The organism is Streptomyces malaysiensis subsp. samsunensis (genome assembly GCF_024519315.1).
Classification (GTDB): domain Bacteria; phylum Actinomycetota; class Actinomycetes; order Streptomycetales; family Streptomycetaceae; genus Streptomyces; species Streptomyces malaysiensis.
In genome coordinates this window covers 1-22,392 of record NZ_JANIIC010000003.1, presented here as the reverse complement: position 1 = coordinate 22,392, position 22,392 = coordinate 1, and the positions used below count along the sequence as shown (strand labels likewise).

20 protein-coding genes and 1 pseudogene are annotated in these 22,392 nt (G+C 70.4%); 16 read left to right on the top strand and 5 right to left on the bottom strand.

Going from position 1 to position 22,392, the window contains the following annotated elements:
* Positions 1 to 45 precede the first annotated feature (45 nt).
* From tal to NQU54_RS02900, 3 genes are all read left to right on the top strand, one after another.
* Positions 46 to 1,164 carry a transaldolase gene (gene tal, locus NQU54_RS02910; RefSeq protein ID WP_257629603.1) on the top strand — a complete coding sequence of 373 codons (1,119 nt, stop codon included), beginning with the start codon at positions 46 to 48 and terminating at the stop codon, positions 1,162 to 1,164.
* On the top strand, positions 1,157 to 2,770 hold the full coding sequence (locus tag NQU54_RS02905) for a transketolase family protein (RefSeq protein ID WP_257629602.1): 1,614 nt from the start codon (positions 1,157 to 1,159) through the stop codon (positions 2,768 to 2,770). The genes tal and NQU54_RS02905 overlap by 8 nt, the downstream gene beginning before the upstream one ends.
* Positions 2,771 to 3,043: 273 nt before the next feature.
* On the top strand, positions 3,044 to 4,162 hold the full coding sequence (locus tag NQU54_RS02900; RefSeq protein ID WP_257629601.1) for a M20/M25/M40 family metallo-hydrolase: 1,119 nt from the start codon (positions 3,044 to 3,046) through the stop codon (positions 4,160 to 4,162).
* Positions 4,163 to 4,186: 24 nt separating this feature from the next.
* Here the strand turns inward: NQU54_RS02900 and NQU54_RS02895 are convergent, their stop codons facing one another.
* The gene (locus NQU54_RS02895; protein ID WP_257629600.1) at positions 4,187 to 4,915 is read right to left on the bottom strand and encodes a TetR/AcrR family transcriptional regulator; all 729 of its coding nucleotides are present in this window, start codon (positions 4,913 to 4,915) and stop codon (positions 4,187 to 4,189) included.
* A 173-nt stretch (positions 4,916 to 5,088) separates the two neighbouring features.
* Here NQU54_RS02895 and NQU54_RS02890 point away from each other — a divergent pair, with 173 nt between their 5' ends.
* The 6 genes from NQU54_RS02890 to NQU54_RS02865 are packed head-to-tail and all read left to right on the top strand — an operon-like array spanning position 5,089 to position 12,582.
* A complete protein-coding gene (locus NQU54_RS02890; protein WP_257629599.1) occupies positions 5,089 to 6,801 on the top strand; it encodes an ABC transporter substrate-binding protein in 1,713 nt (570 codons plus the stop codon).
* Positions 6,802 to 6,832: 31 nt separating this feature from the next.
* The gene (locus NQU54_RS02885; protein ID WP_257629598.1) at positions 6,833 to 7,801 is read left to right on the top strand and encodes an ABC transporter permease; all 969 of its coding nucleotides are present in this window, start codon (positions 6,833 to 6,835) and stop codon (positions 7,799 to 7,801) included.
* Complete coding sequence (locus tag NQU54_RS02880; RefSeq protein ID WP_232635993.1) at positions 7,798 to 8,709, top strand: ABC transporter permease; 912 nt, start codon at positions 7,798 to 7,800, stop codon at positions 8,707 to 8,709. Before NQU54_RS02885 ends, NQU54_RS02880 begins: the two co-directional genes overlap by 4 nt.
* A complete protein-coding gene (locus NQU54_RS02875; protein WP_257629597.1) occupies positions 8,709 to 9,722 on the top strand; it encodes an ABC transporter ATP-binding protein in 1,014 nt (337 codons plus the stop codon). Before NQU54_RS02880 ends, NQU54_RS02875 begins: the two co-directional genes overlap by 1 nt.
* Positions 9,719 to 10,732 carry an ABC transporter ATP-binding protein gene (locus NQU54_RS02870; protein ID WP_257629596.1) on the top strand — a complete coding sequence of 338 codons (1,014 nt, stop codon included), beginning with the start codon at positions 9,719 to 9,721 and terminating at the stop codon, positions 10,730 to 10,732. Before NQU54_RS02875 ends, NQU54_RS02870 begins: the two co-directional genes overlap by 4 nt.
* Positions 10,729 to 12,582, top strand: a complete 1,854-nt coding sequence (locus NQU54_RS02865) for a prolyl oligopeptidase family serine peptidase (RefSeq protein ID WP_257629595.1) — start codon at positions 10,729 to 10,731, stop codon at positions 12,580 to 12,582. The genes NQU54_RS02870 and NQU54_RS02865 overlap by 4 nt, the downstream gene beginning before the upstream one ends.
* Before the next feature lie 12 nt (positions 12,583 to 12,594).
* Here NQU54_RS02865 and NQU54_RS02860 read toward each other — a convergent pair whose 3' ends face one another.
* Positions 12,595 to 12,957 (bottom strand): FCD domain-containing protein, encoded by a 363-nt coding sequence (locus tag NQU54_RS02860; RefSeq protein ID WP_257629594.1) that lies wholly within the window; start codon positions 12,955 to 12,957, stop codon positions 12,595 to 12,597.
* Between NQU54_RS02860 and NQU54_RS02855 the strand changes: the two genes are divergently transcribed.
* The 3 genes from NQU54_RS02855 to NQU54_RS02845 all read left to right on the top strand — a co-directional run bounded on the left by NQU54_RS02855 (position 12,917) and on the right by NQU54_RS02845 (position 14,233).
* Entirely contained in the window at positions 12,917 to 13,309 is a 393-nt protein-coding gene (locus tag NQU54_RS02855) for an enolase-like domain-containing protein (RefSeq protein WP_308408462.1), read from the top strand. The genes NQU54_RS02860 and NQU54_RS02855 overlap by 41 nt on opposite strands.
* 163 nt (positions 13,310 to 13,472) lie before the next feature.
* Positions 13,473 to 13,667 (top strand): hypothetical protein, encoded by a 195-nt coding sequence (locus tag NQU54_RS02850; RefSeq protein ID WP_257629593.1) that lies wholly within the window; start codon positions 13,473 to 13,475, stop codon positions 13,665 to 13,667.
* Positions 13,649 to 14,233: a cation:dicarboxylate symporter family transporter gene (locus NQU54_RS02845; protein WP_257629592.1), complete on the top strand. Its 585-nt coding sequence runs from the start codon at positions 13,649 to 13,651 to the stop codon at positions 14,231 to 14,233. Before NQU54_RS02850 ends, NQU54_RS02845 begins: the two co-directional genes overlap by 19 nt.
* Positions 14,234 to 14,345: 112 nt before the next feature.
* Here the strand turns inward: NQU54_RS02845 and NQU54_RS02840 are convergent.
* Positions 14,346 to 15,548: pseudogene (locus NQU54_RS02840) on the bottom strand (MMPL family transporter); the annotation flags it as partial.
* Here NQU54_RS02840 and NQU54_RS02835 point away from each other — a divergent pair.
* Positions 15,475 to 15,807 (top strand): hypothetical protein, encoded by a 333-nt coding sequence (locus tag NQU54_RS02835; protein ID WP_257629591.1) that lies wholly within the window; start codon positions 15,475 to 15,477, stop codon positions 15,805 to 15,807. The pseudogene NQU54_RS02840 and the gene NQU54_RS02835 overlap by 74 nt on opposite strands.
* A 59-nt stretch (positions 15,808 to 15,866) precedes the next feature.
* Here NQU54_RS02835 and NQU54_RS02830 read toward each other — a convergent pair whose 3' ends face one another.
* Positions 15,867 to 16,760 carry an NAD-dependent protein deacetylase gene (locus NQU54_RS02830; RefSeq protein WP_079255887.1) on the bottom strand — a complete coding sequence of 298 codons (894 nt, stop codon included), beginning with the start codon at positions 16,758 to 16,760 and terminating at the stop codon, positions 15,867 to 15,869.
* A gap of 106 nt (positions 16,761 to 16,866) precedes the next feature.
* The gene (locus tag NQU54_RS02825; protein WP_079255886.1) at positions 16,867 to 17,574 is read right to left on the bottom strand and encodes a GntR family transcriptional regulator; all 708 of its coding nucleotides are present in this window, start codon (positions 17,572 to 17,574) and stop codon (positions 16,867 to 16,869) included.
* 95 nt (positions 17,575 to 17,669) lie between these two features.
* Here NQU54_RS02825 and NQU54_RS02820 point away from each other — a divergent pair, with 95 nt between their 5' ends.
* From NQU54_RS02820 to NQU54_RS02810, 3 genes are all read left to right on the top strand, one after another.
* Entirely contained in the window at positions 17,670 to 21,056 is a 3,387-nt protein-coding gene (locus NQU54_RS02820) for a molybdopterin-dependent oxidoreductase (RefSeq protein ID WP_257629590.1), read from the top strand.
* 29 nt (positions 21,057 to 21,085) lie between these two features.
* Positions 21,086 to 22,051: a bifunctional Delta(1)-pyrroline-2-carboxylate/Delta(1)-piperideine-2-carboxylate reductase gene (lhpI, locus tag NQU54_RS02815; protein ID WP_257629589.1), complete on the top strand. Its 966-nt coding sequence runs from the start codon at positions 21,086 to 21,088 to the stop codon at positions 22,049 to 22,051.
* The coding region (locus tag NQU54_RS02810; RefSeq protein WP_257629588.1) for a TIGR00366 family protein at positions 22,048 to 22,392 on the top strand (345 nt) is incomplete at its 3' end. The genes lhpI and NQU54_RS02810, both read left to right, overlap by 4 nt.

Genomic DNA, 22,392 nt, shown 5'->3' with positions numbered 1-22,392 from the left:
GGTCTCCGCCCCGGGCAGGCCAACACCCCTTTCACTGGAGCACCCTTGAACGACACACTGCGCCGGCTCAACGACGCGGGGACCGCCGTCTGGCTGGACGACCTCGGCCGCGACCGCCTCGACTCCGGTGAGCTGGCACGGCAGGTACGCGACGGCCTGATCACCGGCGTCACCACCAACCCCACGATCTTCCACCGGGCCATCACGCACAGCGGCGCCTACGACGGCCGGCTGGCCGGCCTCGCCCGGCTCGGCACCGCCCCCGCCGACGCACTGCGCCTGCTCACCTGCGCCGATGTACGACGCGCCGCGGACGTCCTGCGTCCGGTCCACGACGCCTCCGCGGGGATCGACGGCATGGTCTCCATCGAGGTCGCTCCCGGCCTCGCGCATGACACCGCGGGCACACTGGCCGAGGCCCGGCTGCTGCACTGGCTGGTCGATCGCCCCAACGTCCTGATCAAGATCCCGGCCACGGACGCGGGCCTGTCCGCCGCGGCCGGCTGTCTCGCCGAGGGCATCGGCGTCAACGTCACCCTGATCTTCGGACTCGCCCGCTACCGGCAGGTGACGCAGGCGCATCTGGACGGACTGGAGCGCGCCGCGCGGGCGGGCCTGGACGTCTCCCGGATCGCCTCCGTCGCCTCGTTCTTCGTCTCCCGTGTCGACGCCGCCGTCGACGCCCGCCTCGACAAGAGGGGCACCGCGCTGGCCCGCGCACTGCGCGGCCGTGCCGCGATCGCCAACGCACGGCTGGCCTACGAACTCCACGAGCAGGTCCGCTCCGGGCCGCGCTGGCAGGCTCTCGCCGCCCTCGGCGCCCGGCCGCAGCGCCCGCTGTGGGCCTCGACGGGAGTGAAGGACCCCGCGTACGACGACACCCGCTACGTCGTCGAACTCGCCGCGCCCGACACCGTCAACACCATGCCCGCCGCCACCCTCAGCGCCGTCATCGACCACGGCGAGCCGCGCGGCGACACCGTGCGCGGCCGGTACGAGGAGGCCCGCGGCACCCTGGAGGAGCTCGGCGCCCTGGGCATCGACCTCGACACGATCACGGAGGAACTGGAGACCGACGGCGTCGCCCGCTTCCAGGACTCCTGGCAACAGCTGACCGCCGGCATAAGCGCCGCGCTCGGAGCCGAGGGGAACCCCCATGCCTGAACCGCACACCGACGGCCACGCCCTCGACGACCTGTGCGTCACCACTCTGCGCACCCTGGCCATCGACGCGGTACAGGCCGCGAACTCCGGCCACCCGGGTGCCCCGATGGCACTGGCCCCCACCGCCCACACCCTGTGGCACCGCTTCCTGCGCTATGACCCCGCCGACCCCCTGTGGCCCAACCGCGACCGCTTCGTCCTCTCCGGCGGCCACGGCTCGGCGCTGCTGTACGCGCTGCTGCATCTGGCCCGGGTCACGGAGGTCACCGCCGACGGAAAGGTGTCCGAGCGCCCGGCCGTCACGCTCGAAGACCTGCGGGGTTTCCGGCAGTTGGACGGCTATGGCGCCCCCACCAAGGCGGGCACGCCGGCGGCCCACGGCGAGCCGCTCGGCAAGGACGAAGCCGCCGGTGCCAAGCGGTTCTACGGCTGGCCCGAGGACTCCCGCTTCCTGGTACCCGACGCCGCGTACGCGCACATGGCGGCGGGCGTCGCCAAGCGTGGACAGGCACTGCGCCATGCCTGGGACGGGCAACTGGAGGAGTACGCGGAGCGCTATCCGGAGCTCGCGGCGGAACTGCGCCTGATGCGGCGCGGGGAGCTTCCCGCCGACTGGCAGCGCGACATTCCGGCCTTTCCCACCGGCCCCGAGGGCCTGGCCACCCGCGACTCCTCGGGGCAGGTGCTCAACGCGGTGGCCCGCAAGGTGCCATGGCTGCTGGGCGGCTCGGCGGATCTCGCGCCGTCGACCAGGACGAGGCTGACCTTCGACGGCGCCGGGGACGTCGCCGCGGACCATCCGCGGGGACGCAACCTCCACTTCGGCGTCCGGGAGTTCGCCGCCGCCGCGGTCACGAGCGGGCTCGCCCTGTCGGGGCTGCGCGCCTACTGGTCGACATTCCTCGTCTTCTCCGACTTCGCCCGCGGGGCGCTGCGGCTCTCCGCCCTGATGAAGCTGCCGGTCGTGCACGTCTTCACCCACGATTCCATCGCGGTGGGCGAAGACGGGCCCACCCACCAGCCGATCGAGCACCTCGCCTCGCTGCGCGCGATGCCCGGCCTGGACGTCTTCCGCCCCTGCGACGCCAACGAGGTGGCCGAGACCTGGCGCGTCGTGGCGCGGGGAACACGCCCGGCCGCCCTGGCCCTCACCCGCCAATCCCTGCCCACCCTTGACCGCACGAGGTACGGCCCGGCGTCCGGCCTGGCCCGGGGCGGCTACGTGCTCGCCGACCCGGCCGACGGCGAGCCCCCGGAGGTGCTGCTGATCGCCACCGGAAGCGAGGTGCACCTCGCCCTCGAGGCGTTCCACAAGCTGGCCGCCGACGGCGTCCGCGCCCGCGTGGTGAGCCTGCCGTGCTGGGAGCTGTTCGAACGCCAGTCAGCCGCGTACCGGAACGCGGTGCTGCCTCCGTCGGTCACCGCACGCGTCGCCGTGGAACTGGGATCCCCCTTCGGCTGGGAGCGCTACGTCGGCCGGGACGGCGCCGTTGTCGGCCTCCGTTCCTTCGGGGAATCCGCTCCGATGGACGTTCTGCTCACCGAATTCGGCATCACCGCCGAAGCGGTCACCGAGGCCGCCCGATCCCAACTGGCCGCCGACTGACGGCCATCGTCCGGCGCCCCGGACCTCCGGCGGCGGACAGGTTCATGTCCCGATAAAGGGGGTTTGTGATGATGGCAGAGCGTACGGTTCCGCCTCGTCGGAAGCCGTTGAAGGGTTTTTGATCAGGCCGGGTCCGGGCGGTGAGCTGGGGCGCCCTGCCCCGCGGAAGATAGCAATGCATATTGACTATCTTCTAGACTAGGAGCATGGTGATGCCCCGGAACCCCGGCGGCCCGCGGCCGACGGGACAGTCATCGACCAGAAGGAGCCCCCTTGTCCGTCAGCTCCGGCTCCACGGCCCCCGAGCGTTTCACCCGGCGGCTGGGGCAACTGGTGGGTATCGAGACGCCGTCGGGGTGGGCCCGAGGGCTGAACGACGCCTACGACCTGCTCGAAGCCTGGGCGGGGGACTCCCTGGGCCGGCCCGAACGGGTCGTCTCCGATGGGGTGCCACATCTGCACTGGCGCGGTACGGATCCCGCCGTGCCGAAAAGCAGCCGGGTTCTGCTGCTCGGGCACGCCGACACAGTGTGGCCACGGGGCACCCTGGCGGAGAACCCGTTCAAGGTGGAGGGAACACGGGCGACCGGTCCCGGCGTCTTCGACATGAAGGCGGGCCTCGTCCTCGCCTTCGAGGCACTCGGGCTGGCCGGGGATGTCTCCCATGTGAGCATGGTCGTGTCCGGGGACGAGGAACGGGGATCGACCACGTCCCGCGCTCTGGTCGAGGAGGCCGCGGCGGCGTGCGGGGCGGTCCTGGTGCTGGAACCCAGCGAGGGCGGCGCGCTCAAGACCGCGCGCAAGGGCGTGGCGCTGTACCGGCTCGGCGTCAGCGGCCGGGCCGCGCACGCCGGGCTCGAACCGCACAAGGGCGTCAACGCGCTGGTCGAACTGGCCCACCAGGTGCTCACGATCAGCGATCTCGCCGACCGTGACAGAGGAACCACCGTCACTCCCACCGTCGGCGGCGCCGGCACCACCACCAACACCGTTCCGGAGCAGGCGTTCGTGGATGTCGACGTGCGGGCCTGGGAGCATGCCGAACTGGTACGGGTGGAACGGGCGCTGCGGGCGCTGCGCCCGCGGGAGCCCGGCGCCGAACTCGCCTTCCGGGGCGGCGTCAACCGCGGTCCGCTGGAACGGGCGATGTCCGTCGGCCTGCTGGGCTCCGCCCGCGCGGTCGCCGAACGGCTGGGACTCACCCCGGTCACCGAGACCAGTGTCGGCGGCGGCTCGGACGGCAACATCACCGCCAGTCTGGGCGTGCCCACGCTGGACGGCCTCGGCCCGGACGGCGGAGGCGCGCACGCCCGCCACGAGTGGGTGGAGCTGACCTCCGTCAGGGACCGTACGTCCCTGATCGCCGGCCTCCTCGCCGATCGCGCGCCCTGACCTTGCGCGGCCCCACCGATCCGGTTACCCCGCCGCCTTCTCCCGCACCCGTGCCTCCACCGAGTCCAGCAGCATGTCGAGCGCGTGGTCGAAGACCGTGGGGTCACCGATCGCGGCCAGCGGCGCCGTCAGGGCGGCGATACGCGGGTAGGTGTCCGCCGGAAGTCGGCGGTACTCCAGTTCCCAGGCCAGGGTGTCCCGGTCCCGGGTCTCGGGGTCGAGCGCCTGGAGCCCGGCCTCCATGGCGGACAGCGAGCGGATCACGTTCCCGAGGACACGTACGTACATCACCGCCTCCTCATCGTCCAGCCCGGCCCGGTGCAGGCAGTCGAGGGCGAACTCCACATTGGCGAACTCGGTCGGCCGGCGAGTCGTGCGCGCCGCCATCTGCCAGGCGAACACGGGATAGCGCAGATAGTGCTCGTGGATGTACCGGGCCTGGGTCCGCAGGTCGTCGCGCCAGGAGTCGGTGGCCCGCAGCTGTCCGCCGTAGGAACGCGCCCGGAGGTCGTCGATGAGCTCCAGGATCAGCTCGTCCTTGTCGCGGAAGTGCCGGTAGAGCGAGGTCGGATGGGCGTTGAGCTCCTTCGCCAGGGCTTGGAAGGTGAATGCCTCCAGACCGTCCCGGGAGGCGACCTTCTCTGCCGCGTCCAGGATCACCCGCCGGCTGAGCGTGTCCCGTGCCAGCCGCCGCCGGCCCCCGGCCCCGCCCGCCGCAGCTCCCTTGCTGTCGCCCGCGCGCGCACCACTCATGATCTTCCTTTCCCTCGGCTTCCGGGACGCCGTCGCGACCCTATCGCTCGCTACGAAACGTTATTCACACACATAGGCAATGCGAACGCATAGTTACTAGCCTATCTCCATTGCTAAGTCTTGTGCCGCTCCTTACGATGAGCCAACGGCTTCGCCACGGAAGGTTTCCAGCCATGCCTCAACTACTCACAGCGACCGTTCCGGGCCGGTTCCCGGCCAGACTCCCGGCAGCCGGCGCACTCCTCACCGCCCTGGCGCTGACCGCCACGGCATGCACCTCGGGGACCGCCTCCCCTCAGTCGGAAACCAGCACGAACCTCCCGGTCAGGGAGGGTGGCAGCCTGGTCATCGGAGCCGAGCAGGAGCCCGACTGCGCCGACTGGATCGGCACCTGCGGCGCCTCGATCTGGGGTACCTACCTGATGCAGACCGAGACCATCCCGCAGGTCTTCGATGTCCGTCTCAAGGGCAAGAACTGGACACCGGTCCCGTCAAACCTGATGGCGTCGGAGCCGATGACGAAAGTGGTCGGGAAACAACAGCGGATCACCTACCGGCTCAACCCGAAGGCCGTCTGGTCCGACGGGAAGCCGATCACCTCCGCGGACCTGAAGTACACCGCCCTCCAAGTCCGCGACGGCAAGGCGATCTTCGACAAGAGCGGCTACGACCGCATCACCTCGATCGACACCCCCGACAGCACCACCGCCGTCGTCACGCTCAAGTCCCCCTACGGCAACTGGAAACAGCTCTTCAGTGCCGGCTACGGCGTACTCCCCTCCCACCTCCTCCGGGGCAAGGACCGCAACGCCGTCATGAAGGACGGCTACACCTTCAGCGGCGGCCCCTGGAAGATCGCGTCCTGGAAGGAGGGGGTCTCCCTCACCCTCGTCCCCAACGACCGCTACTGGGGCCCCAAACCACACCTGGACAAGGTCACCTTCCAGTTCGCCTCGGACACCTCGGCGGCCACCCAGGCATTCGCCAGCGGGCAGTTCGACGCCCTTTACCCCACCCCGCAGCTGACCACGGCGGACCAGATCAAGAGGCTGGGAAGCGCGGCCCGCATGCAGGTGCAGGCGCAGACCGGCAACCTCCAGGCGCTGTGGCTCAACAACGCGAAGTTCCCCTTCGACTCGGCCGCCGTACGCAAGGCATTCGCCTACTCGGTCGACCGCGAGGCCATCGTCAAGCGCCTGTTCGGCTCGTACGGCGTCACCACTCCCGCGCAGAGCTTCCAGTCACCGCTGGTCTCCCGCTACGCGTCCACCGACTTCTCCGGCTACAAGCCCGACCCCGCCAAGGCGGAACGGCTCATGAAGGCGGACGGATGGGCCAAGAACGCGAGCGGGTTCTGGGCCAAGAACGGCAAGGTGGCCGCGTTCACCGTCACATCCCTCGCCGGCAACCAGAGCCGTGAACTGACCGAGCAGATCCTCCAGTCCCAGCTCGCCAAGGCCGGGTTCAAGGTGACGATCAAGAACTCCACGCCCGCGAACATCTTCGGCAAGCTGGCCCCCGCCGGTGACTTCCAGCTGGGGCTGTGGAACATCACCGACTCCTTCCCCAACCCGACGCTGTCCGCCACCTTCAGCAGCACGGCCATCCCGAGCGCCGCCAACAACCAGTCGGGCATCAACTTCATGCGCATCCGCGTCCCGGGCCTGGACCCGGTCCTGGAGCGAGTCGACACCGAACTGGACGACACCGCCCGGATCAAGGAGTCGCACAGGGCGGAGAAGCTCATAGCCGACGACGTCCCCTCGCTCCCGCTCTCCGCCGTCCCGAACATCCTCGTCACCGGCAAGCGGGTCGGCGGACCGCTCTCCATCAACCCGGTGGAAGGCCCTTGGTGGAACCTCGAGGAATGGGGCCAGGCGAAGTGACACCGGTCCGCTCACCGCGCGGGGGCCGACCATGATGAGGTACGTCCTGCGCCGCCTGCTCGCCTCCGTTCCCGTGGTCTGCGTCGCCTCGTTCATCCTCTTCTGGGCGGTGCGGGCGACCTTCGACCCGCTGGCGAAACTGCGTCAGTCGGTCGATCCCGAGGCCCTGCGCCGTGAGACGCTCCGCCTCGGGCTCGACCGAAGCCTGCCCGAGCAGTACCTGCTGTGGGTCAAGGGCTTCGTGCGGGGCGACTGGGGCACCAGCACCCGGACCGGCGGAGCCGTGCTGCCCATGGTCGGCGACGCCCTCGGGACCACGTTGCAGCTGATCCTGTGGGGCGTGGCCCTCGCCGTCGTCCTGGCACTGGCGATCGGGCTGTACTCGGCGGCGCGCCAGTACTCCGCGGGCGACCACGTCCTGACCGGCCTGTCCTATCTGGGCGTCGCCATGCCGGCGTTCTGGTTCGGCCTGGTGCTCATCCAGGTGCTCGCCGTATGGCCCAAGCAGCAGTTCGGGCTGGCGGATCCGCCGCTGTACTTCGTGGGGCTCCACTCCGTGGGACACAGCGGACTCGACCTGGACTATCTGCGCCATCTGGCGCTGCCCGTGGTCACACTCACCGTCGGCCTCGTCGCCTCCTGGTCCCGGTTCGGCCGCGCCACCCTCCTGGAGGCGCTCTCCAGCGACTACGTGCGGACCGCACGGGCCAAGGGTGTCCCACGCCGGCGCATCCTGCTGCGCCACGCCCTGCGCAACGCGCTCGCGCCGTTCGTCACCGTGGTCGCGATGGATGCCGCCGCGCTGGTCGGCGGGCTCGTGGTGACCGAGCAGATCTACTCGATCCCCGGCATGGGCAAGCTGTTCCTCGCCTCCCTGGAGACCGGCGACGTCTTCGTCCTGCTGCCCTGGATGTTCGTCGTGGCCATCGCCGTCATCCTCTTCAACCTGCTGGCCGACCTGTCCTACGCCCTCCTCGATCCCCGGGTGGTCCTGCGATGACCCAGCCCACCGCCCTTCCCACGCCGCCGCCCCCCGTCTCCGGACCGCCCGCCGCGCCCGGCGACCCGCGGACCTCCCGCGTCCTCCTGTCCCGCTTCCTGCGCCACCGGCTCGCGGTGGCCTCGCTGATCGTGCTGGTCCTGCTGGCGGTCTGCTGTTTCGGCGCCACCTGGATCGCGCCCAGCCCGCGCAACGCGCAGAACCTCCTGGACGCCTCCCAGCCGCCGTCCGGCACCCACTGGCTGGGCACGGACTCCCTCGGCCGCGACTACCTCAGCGAGATGCTCTACGCCGGCCAGCTCTCGCTGGCGATCGGACTGGGCGTCGCCCTGCTGGCCACCCTGGTGGGGACGGCGGCCGGCGCGGTGGCCGGGTATCTCGGCGGCTGGGCCGACGAGGTGATCATGCGCGGGGCCGACCTCTTCCTGATCGTGCCCCCGGTCGCCGTGCTGGCGGTGTCCCTCCAGGGCCTCGGTCCCTCGCCCGTGACCATCGTCGTGGTGCTCAGCAGTCTGGGCTGGACCCTCATCGCCCGTGTCGTACGGGCCCGGGTGATCCAGCTGCGCCACCAGGAGTTCGTGGAGGCGGCCCGGGTCATCGGCGCCTCCGGCCCCAGGATCGTCGTACGGCATCTGCTGCCCAATCTGACGGGCCTGATCGTGGTCAACGTGTCCCTGTCGGTGGCCATGGCGATCATCCTCGAATCCACCGTCAGCTTCCTCGGCTACGGCATCCAGCCGCCCCGGTCGAGCTGGGGCAACATGCTCACCCAGGCGGCCGGGCTGATCGGCACCTCGCAGTCCTATCTCCTGTACGTCCCCGGCCTGGCGATCCTCATCACCGTGCTCGCCGTGAACTTCCTCGGCGACGGGCTGCGTGACGCGCTCGACCCCCAAGGCAGGCAGTGATGAAGCCCTTCACCGAAGTGACCGGCGAGGCGACGGCTCCGTTGCTGTCGGTCCGCGACCTGTGCGTCACCTATCGCACCGACGCCGGGCCCGTGGTCGCCCTCGACCGGCTCTCGTTCGACCTGAGGGCCGGGGAAACCCTGAGCATCGTCGGCGAGTCGGGCTCCGGGAAGAGCGCCGCCTCCCTGGCGGTGATGGGACTGCTGCCGCGCAACGCCGTGGCAGCGGGCTCGGTGCGGTTCCGCGGCCAGGAGCTGCTGGGCCTGTCCGACCGGGAGATGCGGACCGTGCGCGGCCGGCGCATCGCCATGGTCTTCCAGGACGCGCTGGCCGCGCTGAACCCGATGATGACCGTGGGCGCCCAGCTCGCCGAGGCGGTGAGCGTGCACGACCCGGACATCTCCCGCGCCGCCCTGCGGGAACGGGCCGTCGAACTGCTCGACGTGGTCGGCATCTCCGACCCCCGGACCCGAGCCGGCCAGTACCCGCACGAGCTGTCGGGCGGCATGCGCCAGCGTGTCATGATCGCCACCGGCATCGCCAACGAACCGGATGTCCTGATCGCCGACGAGCCGACCACCGCGCTCGACGTGACCGTCCAGGCCCAGGTCCTCGACGTCCTGGGGCGTGTCCAGGACCGTACGAAGTCCGCCATCCTGCTGATCACCCACGACCTGGGCGTGGTGGCCGGCCTCGCCGACCGGGTCCTCGTCCTGTACTGCGGGCGCAAGATGGAGGAGGCCCCCGTGGAGCCCCTCTTCTACCGGTCGGCCCACCCCTACACGCGCGGCCTGCTCGCCGCGCTGCCGAGGATCGACCGCGGCACCCGGCGCCTCGCGCAGATCGCCGGCCAGCCGCCTTCCCCCACCGAGCGGCCCCCGGGCTGCCCCTTCCAGAACCGCTGCCCGCACGCCGAGGACCGGTGCGCCGAGAGCCCCCTGCCGGTCACGGTCGGCGAGGGGCACACCGCGGTCTGTCTGCGGGCGTCCGAGATCGCGAGCGTGACGCCATGACCGCACCGGCACTGACCGTCGAGGGGCTGGTGGCCGAGTACACCACCGGCCGGCGCGGCCGACGCGCGCAGACCGTACGGGCCGTCTCGGGGGTGGATCTCGTCATCCCGCGCGGCACCACCCTGGGCCTGGTCGGCGAGACCGGCTGCGGCAAGAGCACCCTGGGCCGCTGCCTGGTCCGGCTGACCGACCCGGCCGCCGGACGCATCAGGCTGTTCGACACGGACGTGACGGCGGCCGGCCGACGGGAGCTGGCGGCCGTACGCCGTCGTATCCAGTTCGTGTTCCAGGACCCGTACGCCTCCCTCAACCCGCGGCTCACCGTGCACGCGGCGCTTCTCGAACCGCTGAAGATCCACGGTCTGCACCGGGGCCGGGAGAACGACAGGGTGAGCGAACTGCTGGAACTGGTCGGCTTGGACCCCGGGCACGCCCACCGCCATCCGCACCAGTTCTCCGGCGGCCAGCGGCAGCGCATCGGCATCGCCCGCGCGCTCGCGGTCGAACCGGAGGTGCTGGTCCTCGACGAACCGGTCAGCGCCCTCGACGTCAGTGTCCAGGCCGGGGTGATCAACCTGCTGGAGGACCTCCAGGAGGAGCTGGGACTCACCTACCTGTTCGTCGCGCACGATCTGTCGGTGGTGCGGCAGATCAGCGACGAGGTCGCCGTCATGTACCTCGGGCAGATCGTCGAACAGGGGCCCGTGGACACGCTGTTCACCCAGCCCCGCCATCCCTACACCCAGGCCCTGCTGTCGGCCGTGCCCATCCCCGATCCACGCGTCCAGCGGGCGCGCCGGCGGATCGTCCTGGACGGCGATCTGCCCAGTCCGCTGGCTCCGCCGTCCGGCTGCCGTTTCCGCACCCGGTGCTGGAAGGCGCGGGACCTGTGTGCCGAGACCGCGCCCGCCCTCGCCGAGCAGGGCGACGGTCATCTCGCCGCCTGCCACTTTCCCGCTGCCCCGCCCCCGGCGATACCGGGCGAACCCAAGGAGGTCACCGCACCATGACCAGGAACTGGCATCGGTTCTTCACCGCCGAACGGGCCCTCGCGGTCCGGCGCGGGCGCGGACCGGGCGACAGGTCGCTGATCGTCGTGGAGAGCGACGAAGGTCCCCGGCTGACGCTGTGGGACGCCGAGCACGGCACGGTCCGGCCGCTGAGCGAGGTGACCTCGGGCGACCTCGCGCAGGCGGTGCTCACCTCCGACGGCGGGCACGTGCTCAGCCTGCACGACGACAACGGGTCCGAGGTCGGCCATGTGCACACGACACGCCTCGACGACGGCGTCAGCCATGATCTGACGCCGGACCTGCCGCCCTACACCCTGCGCGGGATGGATGTGGCGGGACGGGTCGACCGCGCCGTGATCACCTGCGCCGCCGAGGACGGTTTCAGCCTGTGGCTGCTCAGCACGGACGGCTCCGCCGGCCCCGAGCTGTTGCTGCGGTCGGGCAACGAGGCGTGGAACGGCCTGATCTCGGCCGACGCCCGCCTCGCCTGCGTCGACACCACCGACCACAACCCAGGGGTCCGCAGGTTCGCGGTCACCGTCGTCGACACCGTCACGGGCGCGGTACTCGCCTGCCTGAGCGACGGGCCCGAGGGGCCCGTGCGCGGCGTGCGGTTCTCCCCCGTCCCGGGCGACGACCGGGTACTGGTCGCCACCGAACGCACCGGGTTCGCCCGTCCCTGCGTCTGGCATCCCACGCGCGGCACCCGCGTCGACATCGAAGCATCACATCTGCGGGGCGACCTGGTCCCGCTCGACTGGTCCGAGGACGCCACCCGCGTCCTGGCCGTGCACGTGGACGGCGGGATCCACCGGGTCATGGAGGCCGATCTGGAGTCGGGCGAACTCCGGCCGCTCGACCATCCGCCGGGGGCGTACTTCGAGCCGGACGTGGCGGACACCCACTGCCACCTATGGGCCTCGCACTACGGTCCCGGACACACCGTGCGCCTGCTGCACCAGCGTTTCGACTCCCCCCTGCGCGTCCTGAACGGCGACGGCCCGGAGAACCTTCCCGGCCCCGAGGTCTTCCCGCGGCAGGACCTGGACGGCGTCCGGTGCCGGTCGACCGCGGTCCGCTCGGCCGACGGGACGTCCCTCCAGCTGTGGTGGGCCCGGCCGCGCGGCGTCGAGGGGCCCGTCCCCCTCGTCCTGCATCTGCACGGCGGCCCCAACCTGGTGACGGTCGACCGCTACGACCCCGCGGCCCAGGCATGGCTGGACAACGGCGTGGCGTACGCCTCGCTGAACTACCGCGGTTCGGTCACCTTCGGGCGGCGCTTCCGCGAGGGGTTCATGCCGCACATCGGCGACCGGGAGCTGGAGGACATCGAGGCGGCGGTCCGGTGGCTGGTCGCCGAGGGCGTCGCCGATCCCGGCAAGGTCTTCATCACGGGTGCCTCGTACGGCGGTTTCCTCTCGCTGCTGGCCGTGGGACGCCTGCCCGGACTGTTCGCCGGGGCGCTGGCGCACGTACCGATGGCGGACTGGCTGGCGGGGTACGAGGACATGAACCCGGCGCTGCGCGCGGCCTGTTCGTCGTTCTTCGGCGCGCGGCCCCAGGACGACGTGGAGCGCTTCGTGCGCGCGTCGCCCATCACGTACGTGGCCGATGTGGTGGCCCCGGTGTGGATCAACCAGGGCACGCACGACACCCGCACCGCGCCGGATCAGGTGCGCGGCTATGTGGAGGCGCTGCGCGCGGCCGGTGGGAAGGTGGTCGTCGACTGGTACAGCGGCGGCCACGAAACCAGCGGGCGGGCCAAGGCGCTGAGCGAGCAGAACACGATGCTCGGCCTGGTCCGCGCCGCCCTGCGCCAACAACCGTGGGATCAGGCCCTGTTGTGAGACCCCGCTGATCTACGTCGTGCGTGCGCCCTCGCGGTCCTCGAGGGCGCTGATCGCGGTGGCGGTGAGGCTGTGGGCGATGTGGTCGCGCATCAGCTGGGCGGCTTCGGCCGCCCGGCCGTCGACGATGAGGGAGACGAGCCGGTGGTGCTCCTGGAGGTCCCGGGTGCGGGGTTCGTCGCCGGGCGGGAGTTCGAGGCCGAGGCGCCGGTAGCGGTCGGACTTGTCCCACAGGTCGTCCAGGAGCCGGATGAGGACATCGTTGTGCGAGGCCCGGTAGAGCGCCTGGTGGAAGGCGCGGTGCGCGGTGAGTGCCTCGTCTCCCCACTGGCGCGTGACCGGGAGCAGTCTGTTCCTGTTCTCGCTCCAGGACACCCGCAACCTGATCCGCTACGGCGGGCTGCGCCCCGACCGCGACACCATCCAGGTCGACCCCGCGCTCAGCTACGGCCTGGTGGAGTACCTGCGCATCCAGGACATGCTCCACCGGCACGGCTGGTCCTCGCGGCGCTGCGTCCCGCACGGCGGACACCAGTTCTCCCTGCACATCGCGGCCGCCCTCAAGCTGGGCGGCAACGAGTCCTACCCGGGCGAGTTCCAGCCCACCGGCGGCTTCGCCGATGACGCCGCCGTCGAGAAGAGCCGGGTCGGACTGACCGACATCCCCGGTATCGGCTTCGAGGGCAAGGCCGCCTTCTACAAGGTGCTGCACGACCTGCACCACTGACCGGCACCGCGGCAGGCGGGCTCATCACAGCGGCGGGCCTCCCGCCGCGGGCGCGGCCACATCCACGCGCCACGCATGTCACCGGGGACGCGGACCGCGTCGCGTCCCCGGCACCCCCACGGGACAGGGCTACACACGATCGTCGTGCAAGGGAGCACCAACGATGACATCCACCACCACCGGCCGCCCGCGGCGGTCACGGCTGAACCGTCTGATCGGTGAGCTGTGGTTCCAGGTCGTGCTGGCAGCGGTCCTCGGAATCGCCGTCGGCCTCGCCGCTCCCGGGCTCGGCGAGGAACTCACACCGCTCAACGACTGGTGGTCGTGCTCGGGGCCATCATGCGCGCCTGCCACCTGAGTCTGTTCGCCCTCATGCGCTTCCTCAAGGCCGAACTGCTCGTCGCCCTGAGCACCTGCTCCAGCGAAGCCGTTCTGCCCCAGCTCGTGAGCAAGCTGGAGACCCTCGGCATCGGGCGCCCCGTGGTCGGCATCGTCATCCCCTCCGGGTTCTCCTTCAACCTGGACGGCTCCGCCGTCTACCTCACGATGGCCTCCATGTTCCTGGCCCAGGCCGTGGGCATCGACCTGTCCTGGCAACAGCAGCTCGTGATGGTCGGCGTCATGATGCTCACCAGCAAAGGCACCGCGGGAATCGCCGGTGGCGCGTTCATCGTGCTCGCCAGCACCGTCACCGCGGTCGGCCACATCCCGCTGGCCGCCCTCTCCCTGATCGTCGGCATCGACCGCATCCTCAACGAGGGGCGCGTCTTCATCAACGTCCTCGGCAACGCCGTCGCCACCATCGTGATCGGCAAGTGGGAGAACGACTTCGACGCCGACCGGGCCCGCTCCGTACTCCACCCCGGCAAGACGCCGCCCCCGCCGGCGGCCGTCGACACCACCAAGGTCGGCGCCGGCAACTGACCTGCCCGCCTCGGCCTCGACGTCACCCACTTCCCGAACGAGCCCCGGTTACGCCGCTCATGTCCGCGACGAAGGGCCCTCACCGTGTCCGGGGGGAAGACGGAGCACGCGGTCACGGGTGTGGAACGGCCTCCTGCTCGGACGGTGTGTCCGGGGCTTGTGGTGCGGCGGTTCGCGGGGTGAGTGTTTCGCCTTCCACGTCTACCCGGGGCAGCGTTTTGGCCAGCCATCGCGGCAGCCACCAGGCTCGCTTGCCCAGCAGGGCGAGAACTGCCGGCACAAAGGCCATACGGACGATGAAGGCGTCGAAGAAGACGGCGCCGGCCAGGCCGAAGCCGACCATCTTGACCATGTTTTCGCCGCCCGTCATGAAGGCGCCGAACACCGAGATCATGATGAGTGCCGCGGCGCCCACGATGCGTGCGCTGTGCCGGAAGCCGGTGGCAATGGACTGGCCTGGTTCTTCGCCATGGAGGTGGGCCTCACGGATGCGGGAGACGAGGAAGACCTGGTAGTCCATGGCGAGGCCGAAGATGATGCCGACCAGGAAGAGCGGCATGATGCTGATGATCGGGCCGGTTTCATCGACGCCGAACGCGCCCGCGCCGTGTCCCTGCTGGAAGACAACGACAATCACACCGAGGGCCGCGCCCACCGACAGCAGGAAGCCGAGGGCGGCCTTGAGCGGGACCAGGATCGACCGGAAGACGAGCATCAGCAGAAGGAGCGCCAGGCTGACGATGACGGCGAGGTAGGGCACGAGGGCGCCCCGCATCTTCTGGGCGACATCGATGTTCAGCGCGGTGGTGCCGGTGACCTCGAAGTCGGCGCCGGTGGCGGACTCGATCGCGGGCCGCTGGCCGCGGATGGAATGAACCAGGTCCTGTGTCTGCTGGCTGGTGGGCGCGGTGGCGGGCACGGCGGACAGGATGGCGGCGTCCCCCGCCTGGTTGAACCGTGCCGGGGAGACGGAGACGACTCCCTCGGTGTGGGCGATCTTGGCGGAGACGGCCTTGACGGCGGCCTTCGGGTCGTCGGCGTTCTTGGTGTCGACGACCACGGTCAGCGGGCCGTTGAAGCCCGGTCCGAAGCCGTCGGCGAGCGCGTCGTAGGCGCGGCGTTCGGTGGTGCTGGGGGATTTGGCCTCGTCGCCCGGCATTCCCAGCCGCAGATCCAGCGATGGGATCGCGATCGCCCCCAGACCGACTACGGACAGCACGAGCACCGGGACGGGCTTGCGTATGACGAAGTGCGCCCAGCGCACCGCCAAGGGTGCCTTGGCGCCGCTCTTCGACGCCGCCTCCTTCGCCGAGCCGCTGCCTTGGCCGGCGGCCTCTCAGGACAGGGTCCGCGACCGCTACCTGGCGGCCTTCAAACGCGCACTGCCCGGCATCTCGGCGCAAGAGCTGGGGTTCCGGCTGCGGGGACTTCTCGCGGTGACAGCCGTGGACCGCATCGACATCGACACCCAGCGCCACTCGACCGGCGACTTCCCGGCGCAAGACGATGCGGTCCGGCGCTTTGCGATCACATTCCTCGCGGCAGCGATGAGCGCGCCACCGACTCGAACCTGAGCGTGTTCCCTATCGCGCACGGTCACCGGCTGGGCGGCAAAGCCGAGCCGCCGGCCGCGTCACGCCGGTGCCGACCCGGGGATGCCCAGTTGGCCGGCCACGGCGGTGAGGGCCGTGCCCAGCGGGAGCGCGACCCGGGTGACGGCGTGCCGGTCGCCCCGGGTCGGGTCGAGGTTGACGATCAGCACCGGCTTCCCGGCCTGGGCCGCCTGGCGGACGAACCGGAGCCCGGACATCACTGTCAGTGAGGAGCCCAGGACCAGCAGCGAGGCCGCCTCACGGACCAGCGTGCGGCAGTGCTCGACGCGCCGGGGCGGAACGGCTTCGCCGAAGAACACCACGTCCGGTTTGAGGACGCCGCCGCAGACCGTACAGGGCACCACGCGGAAGTCCCCGACCTGTTCATCGGTGAGGTCGGCGTCCCCGTCCGGGTTGATTCCGGCGGCCACCGGTGCGAAGCCCGCATTGGCCTCCTCCAGCCGCCGGGCGAGTTCGCGGCGGTGGCTGAAGGCGCCGCAGGAAAGGCAGACGACCCGGTCCAGGCTTCCGTGGAGTTCCACGACGCCCTCGCTGCCCGCGGCCTGGTGCAGGCCGTCGACGTTCTGGGTGATCACACCCGAGAGCAGTCCATGCCGCGCGAACGTGGCCACGGCCCGGTGCCCGGAGTTGGGACGGGCGCGGCCGAAGGTGCGCCAGCCGAGGTGGCTGCGGGCCCAGTACCGGCGCCGGGCCTGGGCGTCGGCCGTGAAGTCCTGGTAGGTCATCGGGGTATGCCGGTTCAGGCTCCCGCCCACGCCCCGGTAGTCGGGGATGCCGGACTCCGTGGAGATGCCCGCTCCGCTGAGCACCAGCACACCCCCGGTGCTCAGCGCATCGGCGACCGGTTCCAGGTCCGTGCTGCCCGGCGGCAGGTCCTCGGTGGGGGTCCAGCTCAAAGTGGGGCGCATGCGCATGTCACCAGAGTACGGAACAGGCTGCCACCACCCGCTTCCGCCGTCGACAGCGCCGTTGAACGGGTCGCGACTCCAGCCGTGAAGCCGGTGCGGCAGCGGGCAGCTCTCACGGCCGGCGTTCGCGAGCGGGGGAGACGCTGTCGGGCCGCGCCCAGTCGGAGCGGACATGCAGCAGGTGGTGGCGGATCAGATCCTCCAGGCCGTTCATGTCGTTGCGGGCGATGGCCTCGAGTATGTGATGGTGCTCATGGGCGGAACTGTCGAGAGCCCCCCGTTCCGCGAGTGCTTCGAGGCCGTACAGCCGGGTCTGGTCCCGCAGCGCGGCGACAGCGGCCACCAGGCGCCGGTTGCCGCACAGTTGGAGCAGGTCGAGGTGGAAGCGCCGGTCCGCTTCGAGGAAGCCGACGACATCACCTTCCCGAGCCGTTTTCTCGATCTCGTCCACGATGGCCGTCAGGCGTGTGAGGTCCTCGGGCCGAGCGTTCGCGGCCGCTTGCAGCGTGCCGGGCACCTCCAGGAGCAACCGCATGGTGTAGACCTCGTCGAGATCGTGCTCGCTCATGGGGATCACTCGGTAGCCGCGGTTGCGGACGGGCTCCATCAGGCCCTCGTTCACCAGTGTCAGCATGGCTTCCCGGACCGGACTGCTGGAGACGCCCAGCCTGGTCGCCAGGGCCGCGGCCGAATAGATGTCTCCCGGTCGGATCTCCCCGGATACCAATGCCTGCCGGACCAGGGCAAGGACCTGCTCGCGAAGGTTCGTGCGGTGAAGCGGACCGGCCAGCGCGTCGGGTGCCATCGGTTCTCCGCTCATGTCACTTCATCTCTTCTTGACTTGGCTCCCACTTGGATGCATCTTAACGTCTTACCGGCGACCGGTGGCCGGTAACCGGTTACTCAGGAGTAATGATGACTGAGAAGCACGGGTACTGCACTCTGTGCCGCTCTCGATGTGGTGCCGTCTACACCATCGAGGCAGGCGCTCTGCGGGGAGCGCGGCCCGACCCCGAGCATCCGACGGGCGCGGCGATGTGCCCGAAAGGACGGGCGGCACCAGAGATCGTGCACAGCCCGGACCGTCTGACCCAGCCGCTTCGGCGGACCACTCCCAAGTCCGATCCGGACCCCGGATGGGAGCCCATCGGCTGGGAGGAGGCACTGAGCGAGACCGCCGAGAAACTGGGACGGATCAAGGCGCAGGACGGCGCGGAAGCCGTGGCCTTCGCCGTGACGTCGCCCAGCGCCACCGCGCTGTCGGACTCCATCGACTGGATCGAGCGGTTCATCCGCCTCTTCGGCAGCCCCAACACCTGTTACTCCACTGAAGTCTGCAACTGGCACAAGGACTGGGCCCACGCCTTCACCTTCGGAAGTTCGCTGCCGACCGCGGACTACGCCGCGACCGACCTCGCCGTGCTCTGGGGTCACAACCCCGCCAAGACATGGCTGGCTCAGTCGGCGGCCCTCGCACAAGCCCGAGCCGGCGGAGCCCGCCTGGCCGTCATCGACCCCCGCCGCTCGACCAGCGCCCTGGAAGCGGACCACTGGCTCCGTGTCCGCCCCGGTACGGACGCGGCCCTCGCCCTGGGCGTCGCCCGGCTCGTGCAGGAACGTCACGGCTATGACGAGGAATTCGTTCGGGCCTGGACCAACGCGCCCCTGCTCGTGCGCCGTGACACAGGACACTTTCTGCGTGCCCAGGAGATCGATCCGGACCTCGACGGCTACGTCGTCTGGGACACCGCCGACGACACCTGGCGGCCGTACGACACCCTCCGCGCCGCGCGGAACCCCGGCCACTTCGCCCTGCACGGCACCCATCGAGTGCGCATACGCACCGGCACGGTCGACTGCGAGCCCGCCTTCGAGCGGTACTTCGAGGCATGCCGGCCATGGACCGTGGAGGAAACCGCCCGCACCACCGGCATCGCACCAGCGGAGCTGACCGCCTTCGCCGACGCACTCATCCGGGCACGGTCCGTGTCCTACCACGCGTGGACCGGCGTCGGGCAACAGGCCAACGCCACCCAGACCGAGCGGGCCATCGCCACGCTGTACGCGCTGACCGGCAGCTATGACGCGCCCGGAGGCAACGTCATATGGCCGCGGCACGCCCTGAACCCGGCCACCGACCTGACCCAGCTCCCACACGACCAGCGGGCCAAGGCCCTCGGCATGGCGGAACACCCGCTCGGCCCTCCTGCCCAGGGCTGGATCAGCGGCCGGGATCTGTGCCGCGCGATCCTGTCGCGGGATCCCTACCCGGTACGAGCCCTGGTCGGATTCGGCAGCAACCTGGTGCTCTCACAACCGGATCCGCGACGCACCGCCGACGCTCTGCGCAACCTCGACTTCTACGTACACCTCGACCTCTTCCCCAACCCCACCTCCCAGTTCGCCGACATCGTGCTTCCGGTCAACAGCCCCTGGGAACACGAGGCGATCAAGGCGGGATTCGAGATCAGCCGGCGGGCCCAGGAACACGTCCAGCTCCGGCCGCGCATGGTGGAGCCGGTGGGCCAGTCCCGCTCCGACACCGAAGTCGTCTTCGACCTCGCGCAGCGTCTGGGCATGGGCGCCGACTTCTTCGACGGCGACGTCACGGACGGCTGGAATCATCAACTGGGGCCCCTGGGGCTGACCGTCGAAGAGCTCCGCCGCCATCCTGGCGGCCTGCGGATCCCCCTTGAAACGGTCTACCGCAAGTACGCCCGGAGTACGGAGGACGGCCAGGTCACCGGGTTCGCCACCCCGACCCGACGGGTCGAGCTGTACTCGGAACGGCTCGCGCTGCACGGCTACTCCGCCGTCCCCATCCACGCCGCGCCCGGTACCGGACCCGACTCCCGCTACCCGTTCTCGCTGACCTGCGCGAAGAACGGCTACTTCTGTCACAGCCAGCACCGCGGGTTGTCCTCTCTGCGCAAGCGCAGCCCGGAACCCATCGTCGACATCAGCCGGGCACTGGCACAGCGGCGCGGCATCGGCGATGGCCAGTGGGTGGCGCTGTCCACGCGCAGGGGGACGATCCGCATGCGCGCACGGATCGACCACGATCTGCACGATGACGTCGTATGCGCCGAATACGGCTGGTGGCAGCAGGCCGCGGACCTGGCACTACCGAGTTTCGATCCCTACGACGAGGCCGGCAGCAACTACAACCTCCTGATCGGCGACGACATACGCGACCCGATCAGTGGGTCGGTGCCGATGAGGTCCAGCAGCTGCGACATCCGGCCCATCGCGACGTCCCATTGGGAGGGAACCAAGGAGTTCACCATCGTCTCCGCCGTACCGGAAGGAGCCGATGTCCTGGCCCTGAGCATGGAACCCGCCGACGGTTCGGAGCTGCCCGATTTCCGGCCGGGCCAGCACATCACCCTCGGCTTCCCCACCACCGGCCCCGCGGGCGCGGAACGATCAGCGGCACGCTGCTACTCCCTGACCGGCCCCGCGCAGGACAAGGACCGCACCTCATACAGCATCGCCGTACGCCGTGTCCCGGACGGACAGGTCTCCGGCCAGGTACACGCGACCGCGCGTGCGGGGAAGCGCGTGCAACTGACGGCGCCGGCCGGACTCTTCGCCATCCCGCCCGACATCGACCGGCCGGTCGTGCTCCTCGCCTCCGGAATCGGGATCACACCGTTCATCGGCTACCTCGAGACACTGGCCCGCAGCGGCGGCAGCGTCCCCGAGGTCGTACTGCACTACGGCAGCCGGAATTCCACCTCACACGCCTTCCGGGACCGCACGAGCGAACTACGGGACGTCGTACCCCGGCTGCGCGTCCACACCCACTACAGCCGACCGGAACCCCACGACGTCCTCGGGCGCGACTACGACCACGTCGGGCGTGTCAGCGCCGCCGACGTCGATGCCCGGCTCATCGAGCGCCGCGCCCGGTTCTACCTCTGCGGACCGGAGGACATGCTCTCCGACATCACCAGCGGCCTTGTCGACCGAGGCGTGCCGCGCTTCGACATCTTCGCCGAAAAGTTCCACGCCGCCCCACAGCGCGTCGACATCCCCGACAGCGCACAGGCCACCGTCCGCTTCACCCGCGCCAACCGCGAGGTCACCTGGCGCAAAGAAGACGGCACTCTGCTGCAACTGGCGGAGAAGGAAGGGATCCGCCTGCCCAGCGGCTGCCGCCTGGGCCAGTGCGAAAGCTGTGCCATCACCGTCCTGGACGGGCACGTCGCGCATCTGGTCACCCGCCCGGAGGACCTGGCCGACGACCAGTGCCTGACCTGCCAGGCCATGCCCGTGACCGACGTCACTCTCGACGCCTGACCGCTTGACCACCTGATCGAAAGACGACGATGCTGAATATCGACGCCCAACAGACCATCAAAGCACTGCCGTTCCACGACCTCGTCCCCGCGCTCCGGCAAGGCTTCGTTCACGGTGCCAACACTCCTGCCCGCCACCACCACACCGTCGACGCCGACACCGACGCCACCCTCCTGCTCATGCCCGCCTGGTCCCATGGCGAGTTCCTGGGTGTCAAACTCGTCAACGTCTTTCCCGCCAACGCCCTCGAAGGCAGGGCGGCCCTGTCCTCCGCGTTCGTCCTGGCAAGCGCCGCCACCGGGGAGCACCTGGCCATCATCGACGGCAATGAACTGACCCGGCGCCGCACCGTGGCGACCTCCGCTCTGGCCGCCACCTACCTCGCACGGCCCGAGAGCACCACCCACCTGGTGGTCGGAGCGGGGCATGTGGGCAGCCTCGTCGCCGAGGCGTACCGCAGCGTCTTCGACATCCGGACGGTGCTCGTCCACAACCGGTCCGCCGGCCACGCCCATCGCCTGGCCGACACCCTGAAGCAACAGGGGCTTGACGCCCGTGCCGTCACCGACCTGGCCTCCGCGGCCGCCGAAGCCGACATCATCAGCTGTGCCACCCTCGCCACCGAGCCCATCATCCAGGGCGACTGGCTGCGACCGGGCACCCACCTCGACCTCATCGGCAGCTTCCGCCCCACCATGCGAGAGGCCGACGACCAGTGCATACGCCGCGGCGCCCTCTTCATCGACACACCACAGGCCCTGCGCGAATCCGGTGATCTGACCCAGCCCATCGACGCCGGCCTCCTCACCCCGGACGACATCGCCGGCACCCTGCCCGACCTGTGCGCCGGCACCATCCCCGGCCGCCGCACCCAGGAAGAGATCACCGTCTTCAAATCGGTCGGCAGCGCACTCGCCGACCTCACCGCCGCCTCGGCGGTCTACCGCTCACACGGCCCGTCCCCCCGGGCCCACACACGCCAGGAGCCATCATGATCGAGCAGAGGCCCGAAGGGGGCGACGACTCCGCACCTCAGCGACCGCCACGCGATGGATTCCTCGCCCGCGCCGCTACCCGAAGCGCGGCCGTGGCCGAGCGGTGGTTCCCCAACACCCTCGTCTTCGCGCTCCTGACCGTGGCCGTCGTGGCCATCGCCGCAATGGGCATCGGATCGGGCCCGGCGAAGGTCGCCTCTGTCTTCGGCAACGGCTTCTGGGACCTGATCCCCTTCACCATGCAGATGGCCATGGTCGCCATCGGCGGTTTTTTTGGGGGCACCCCCCCCCCCCTCCCGCGGGGCATCACCCCCCCCGCCCCGATCCCCCCCCCCCAGCGG

Bases quoted from the DNA above. Each gene is read 5' to 3' on its own strand.
- NQU54_RS02905 (WP_257629602.1), top strand. From the start codon at position 1,157: ATGCCTGAACCGCACACCGACGGCCACGCCCTCGACGACCTGTGCGTC.
- NQU54_RS02895 (WP_257629600.1), bottom strand. From the start codon at position 4,915: ATGAGTGGTGCGCGCGCGGGCGACAGCAAGGGAGCTGCGGCGGGCGGG.
- NQU54_RS02890 (WP_257629599.1), top strand. From the start codon at position 5,089: ATGCCTCAACTACTCACAGCGACCGTTCCGGGCCGGTTCCCGGCCAGA.
- NQU54_RS02885 (WP_257629598.1), top strand. From the start codon at position 6,833: ATGATGAGGTACGTCCTGCGCCGCCTGCTCGCCTCCGTTCCCGTGGTC.
- NQU54_RS02880 (WP_232635993.1), top strand. From the start codon at position 7,798: ATGACCCAGCCCACCGCCCTTCCCACGCCGCCGCCCCCCGTCTCCGGA.
- NQU54_RS02875 (WP_257629597.1), top strand. From the start codon at position 8,709: ATGAAGCCCTTCACCGAAGTGACCGGCGAGGCGACGGCTCCGTTGCTG.
- NQU54_RS02870 (WP_257629596.1), top strand. From the start codon at position 9,719: ATGACCGCACCGGCACTGACCGTCGAGGGGCTGGTGGCCGAGTACACC.
- NQU54_RS02865 (WP_257629595.1), top strand. From the start codon at position 10,729: ATGACCAGGAACTGGCATCGGTTCTTCACCGCCGAACGGGCCCTCGCG.
- NQU54_RS02850 (WP_257629593.1), top strand. From the start codon at position 13,473: ATGACATCCACCACCACCGGCCGCCCGCGGCGGTCACGGCTGAACCGT.
- NQU54_RS02845 (WP_257629592.1), top strand. From the start codon at position 13,649: ATGCGCGCCTGCCACCTGAGTCTGTTCGCCCTCATGCGCTTCCTCAAG.
- NQU54_RS02835 (WP_257629591.1), top strand. From the start codon at position 15,475: ATGACGAAGTGCGCCCAGCGCACCGCCAAGGGTGCCTTGGCGCCGCTC.
- NQU54_RS02830 (WP_079255887.1), bottom strand. From the start codon at position 16,760: ATGCGCATGCGCCCCACTTTGAGCTGGACCCCCACCGAGGACCTGCCG.
- NQU54_RS02825 (WP_079255886.1), bottom strand. From the start codon at position 17,574: ATGAGCGGAGAACCGATGGCACCCGACGCGCTGGCCGGTCCGCTTCAC.
- NQU54_RS02820 (WP_257629590.1), top strand. From the start codon at position 17,670: ATGACTGAGAAGCACGGGTACTGCACTCTGTGCCGCTCTCGATGTGGT.
- lhpI (WP_257629589.1), top strand. From the start codon at position 21,086: ATGCTGAATATCGACGCCCAACAGACCATCAAAGCACTGCCGTTCCAC.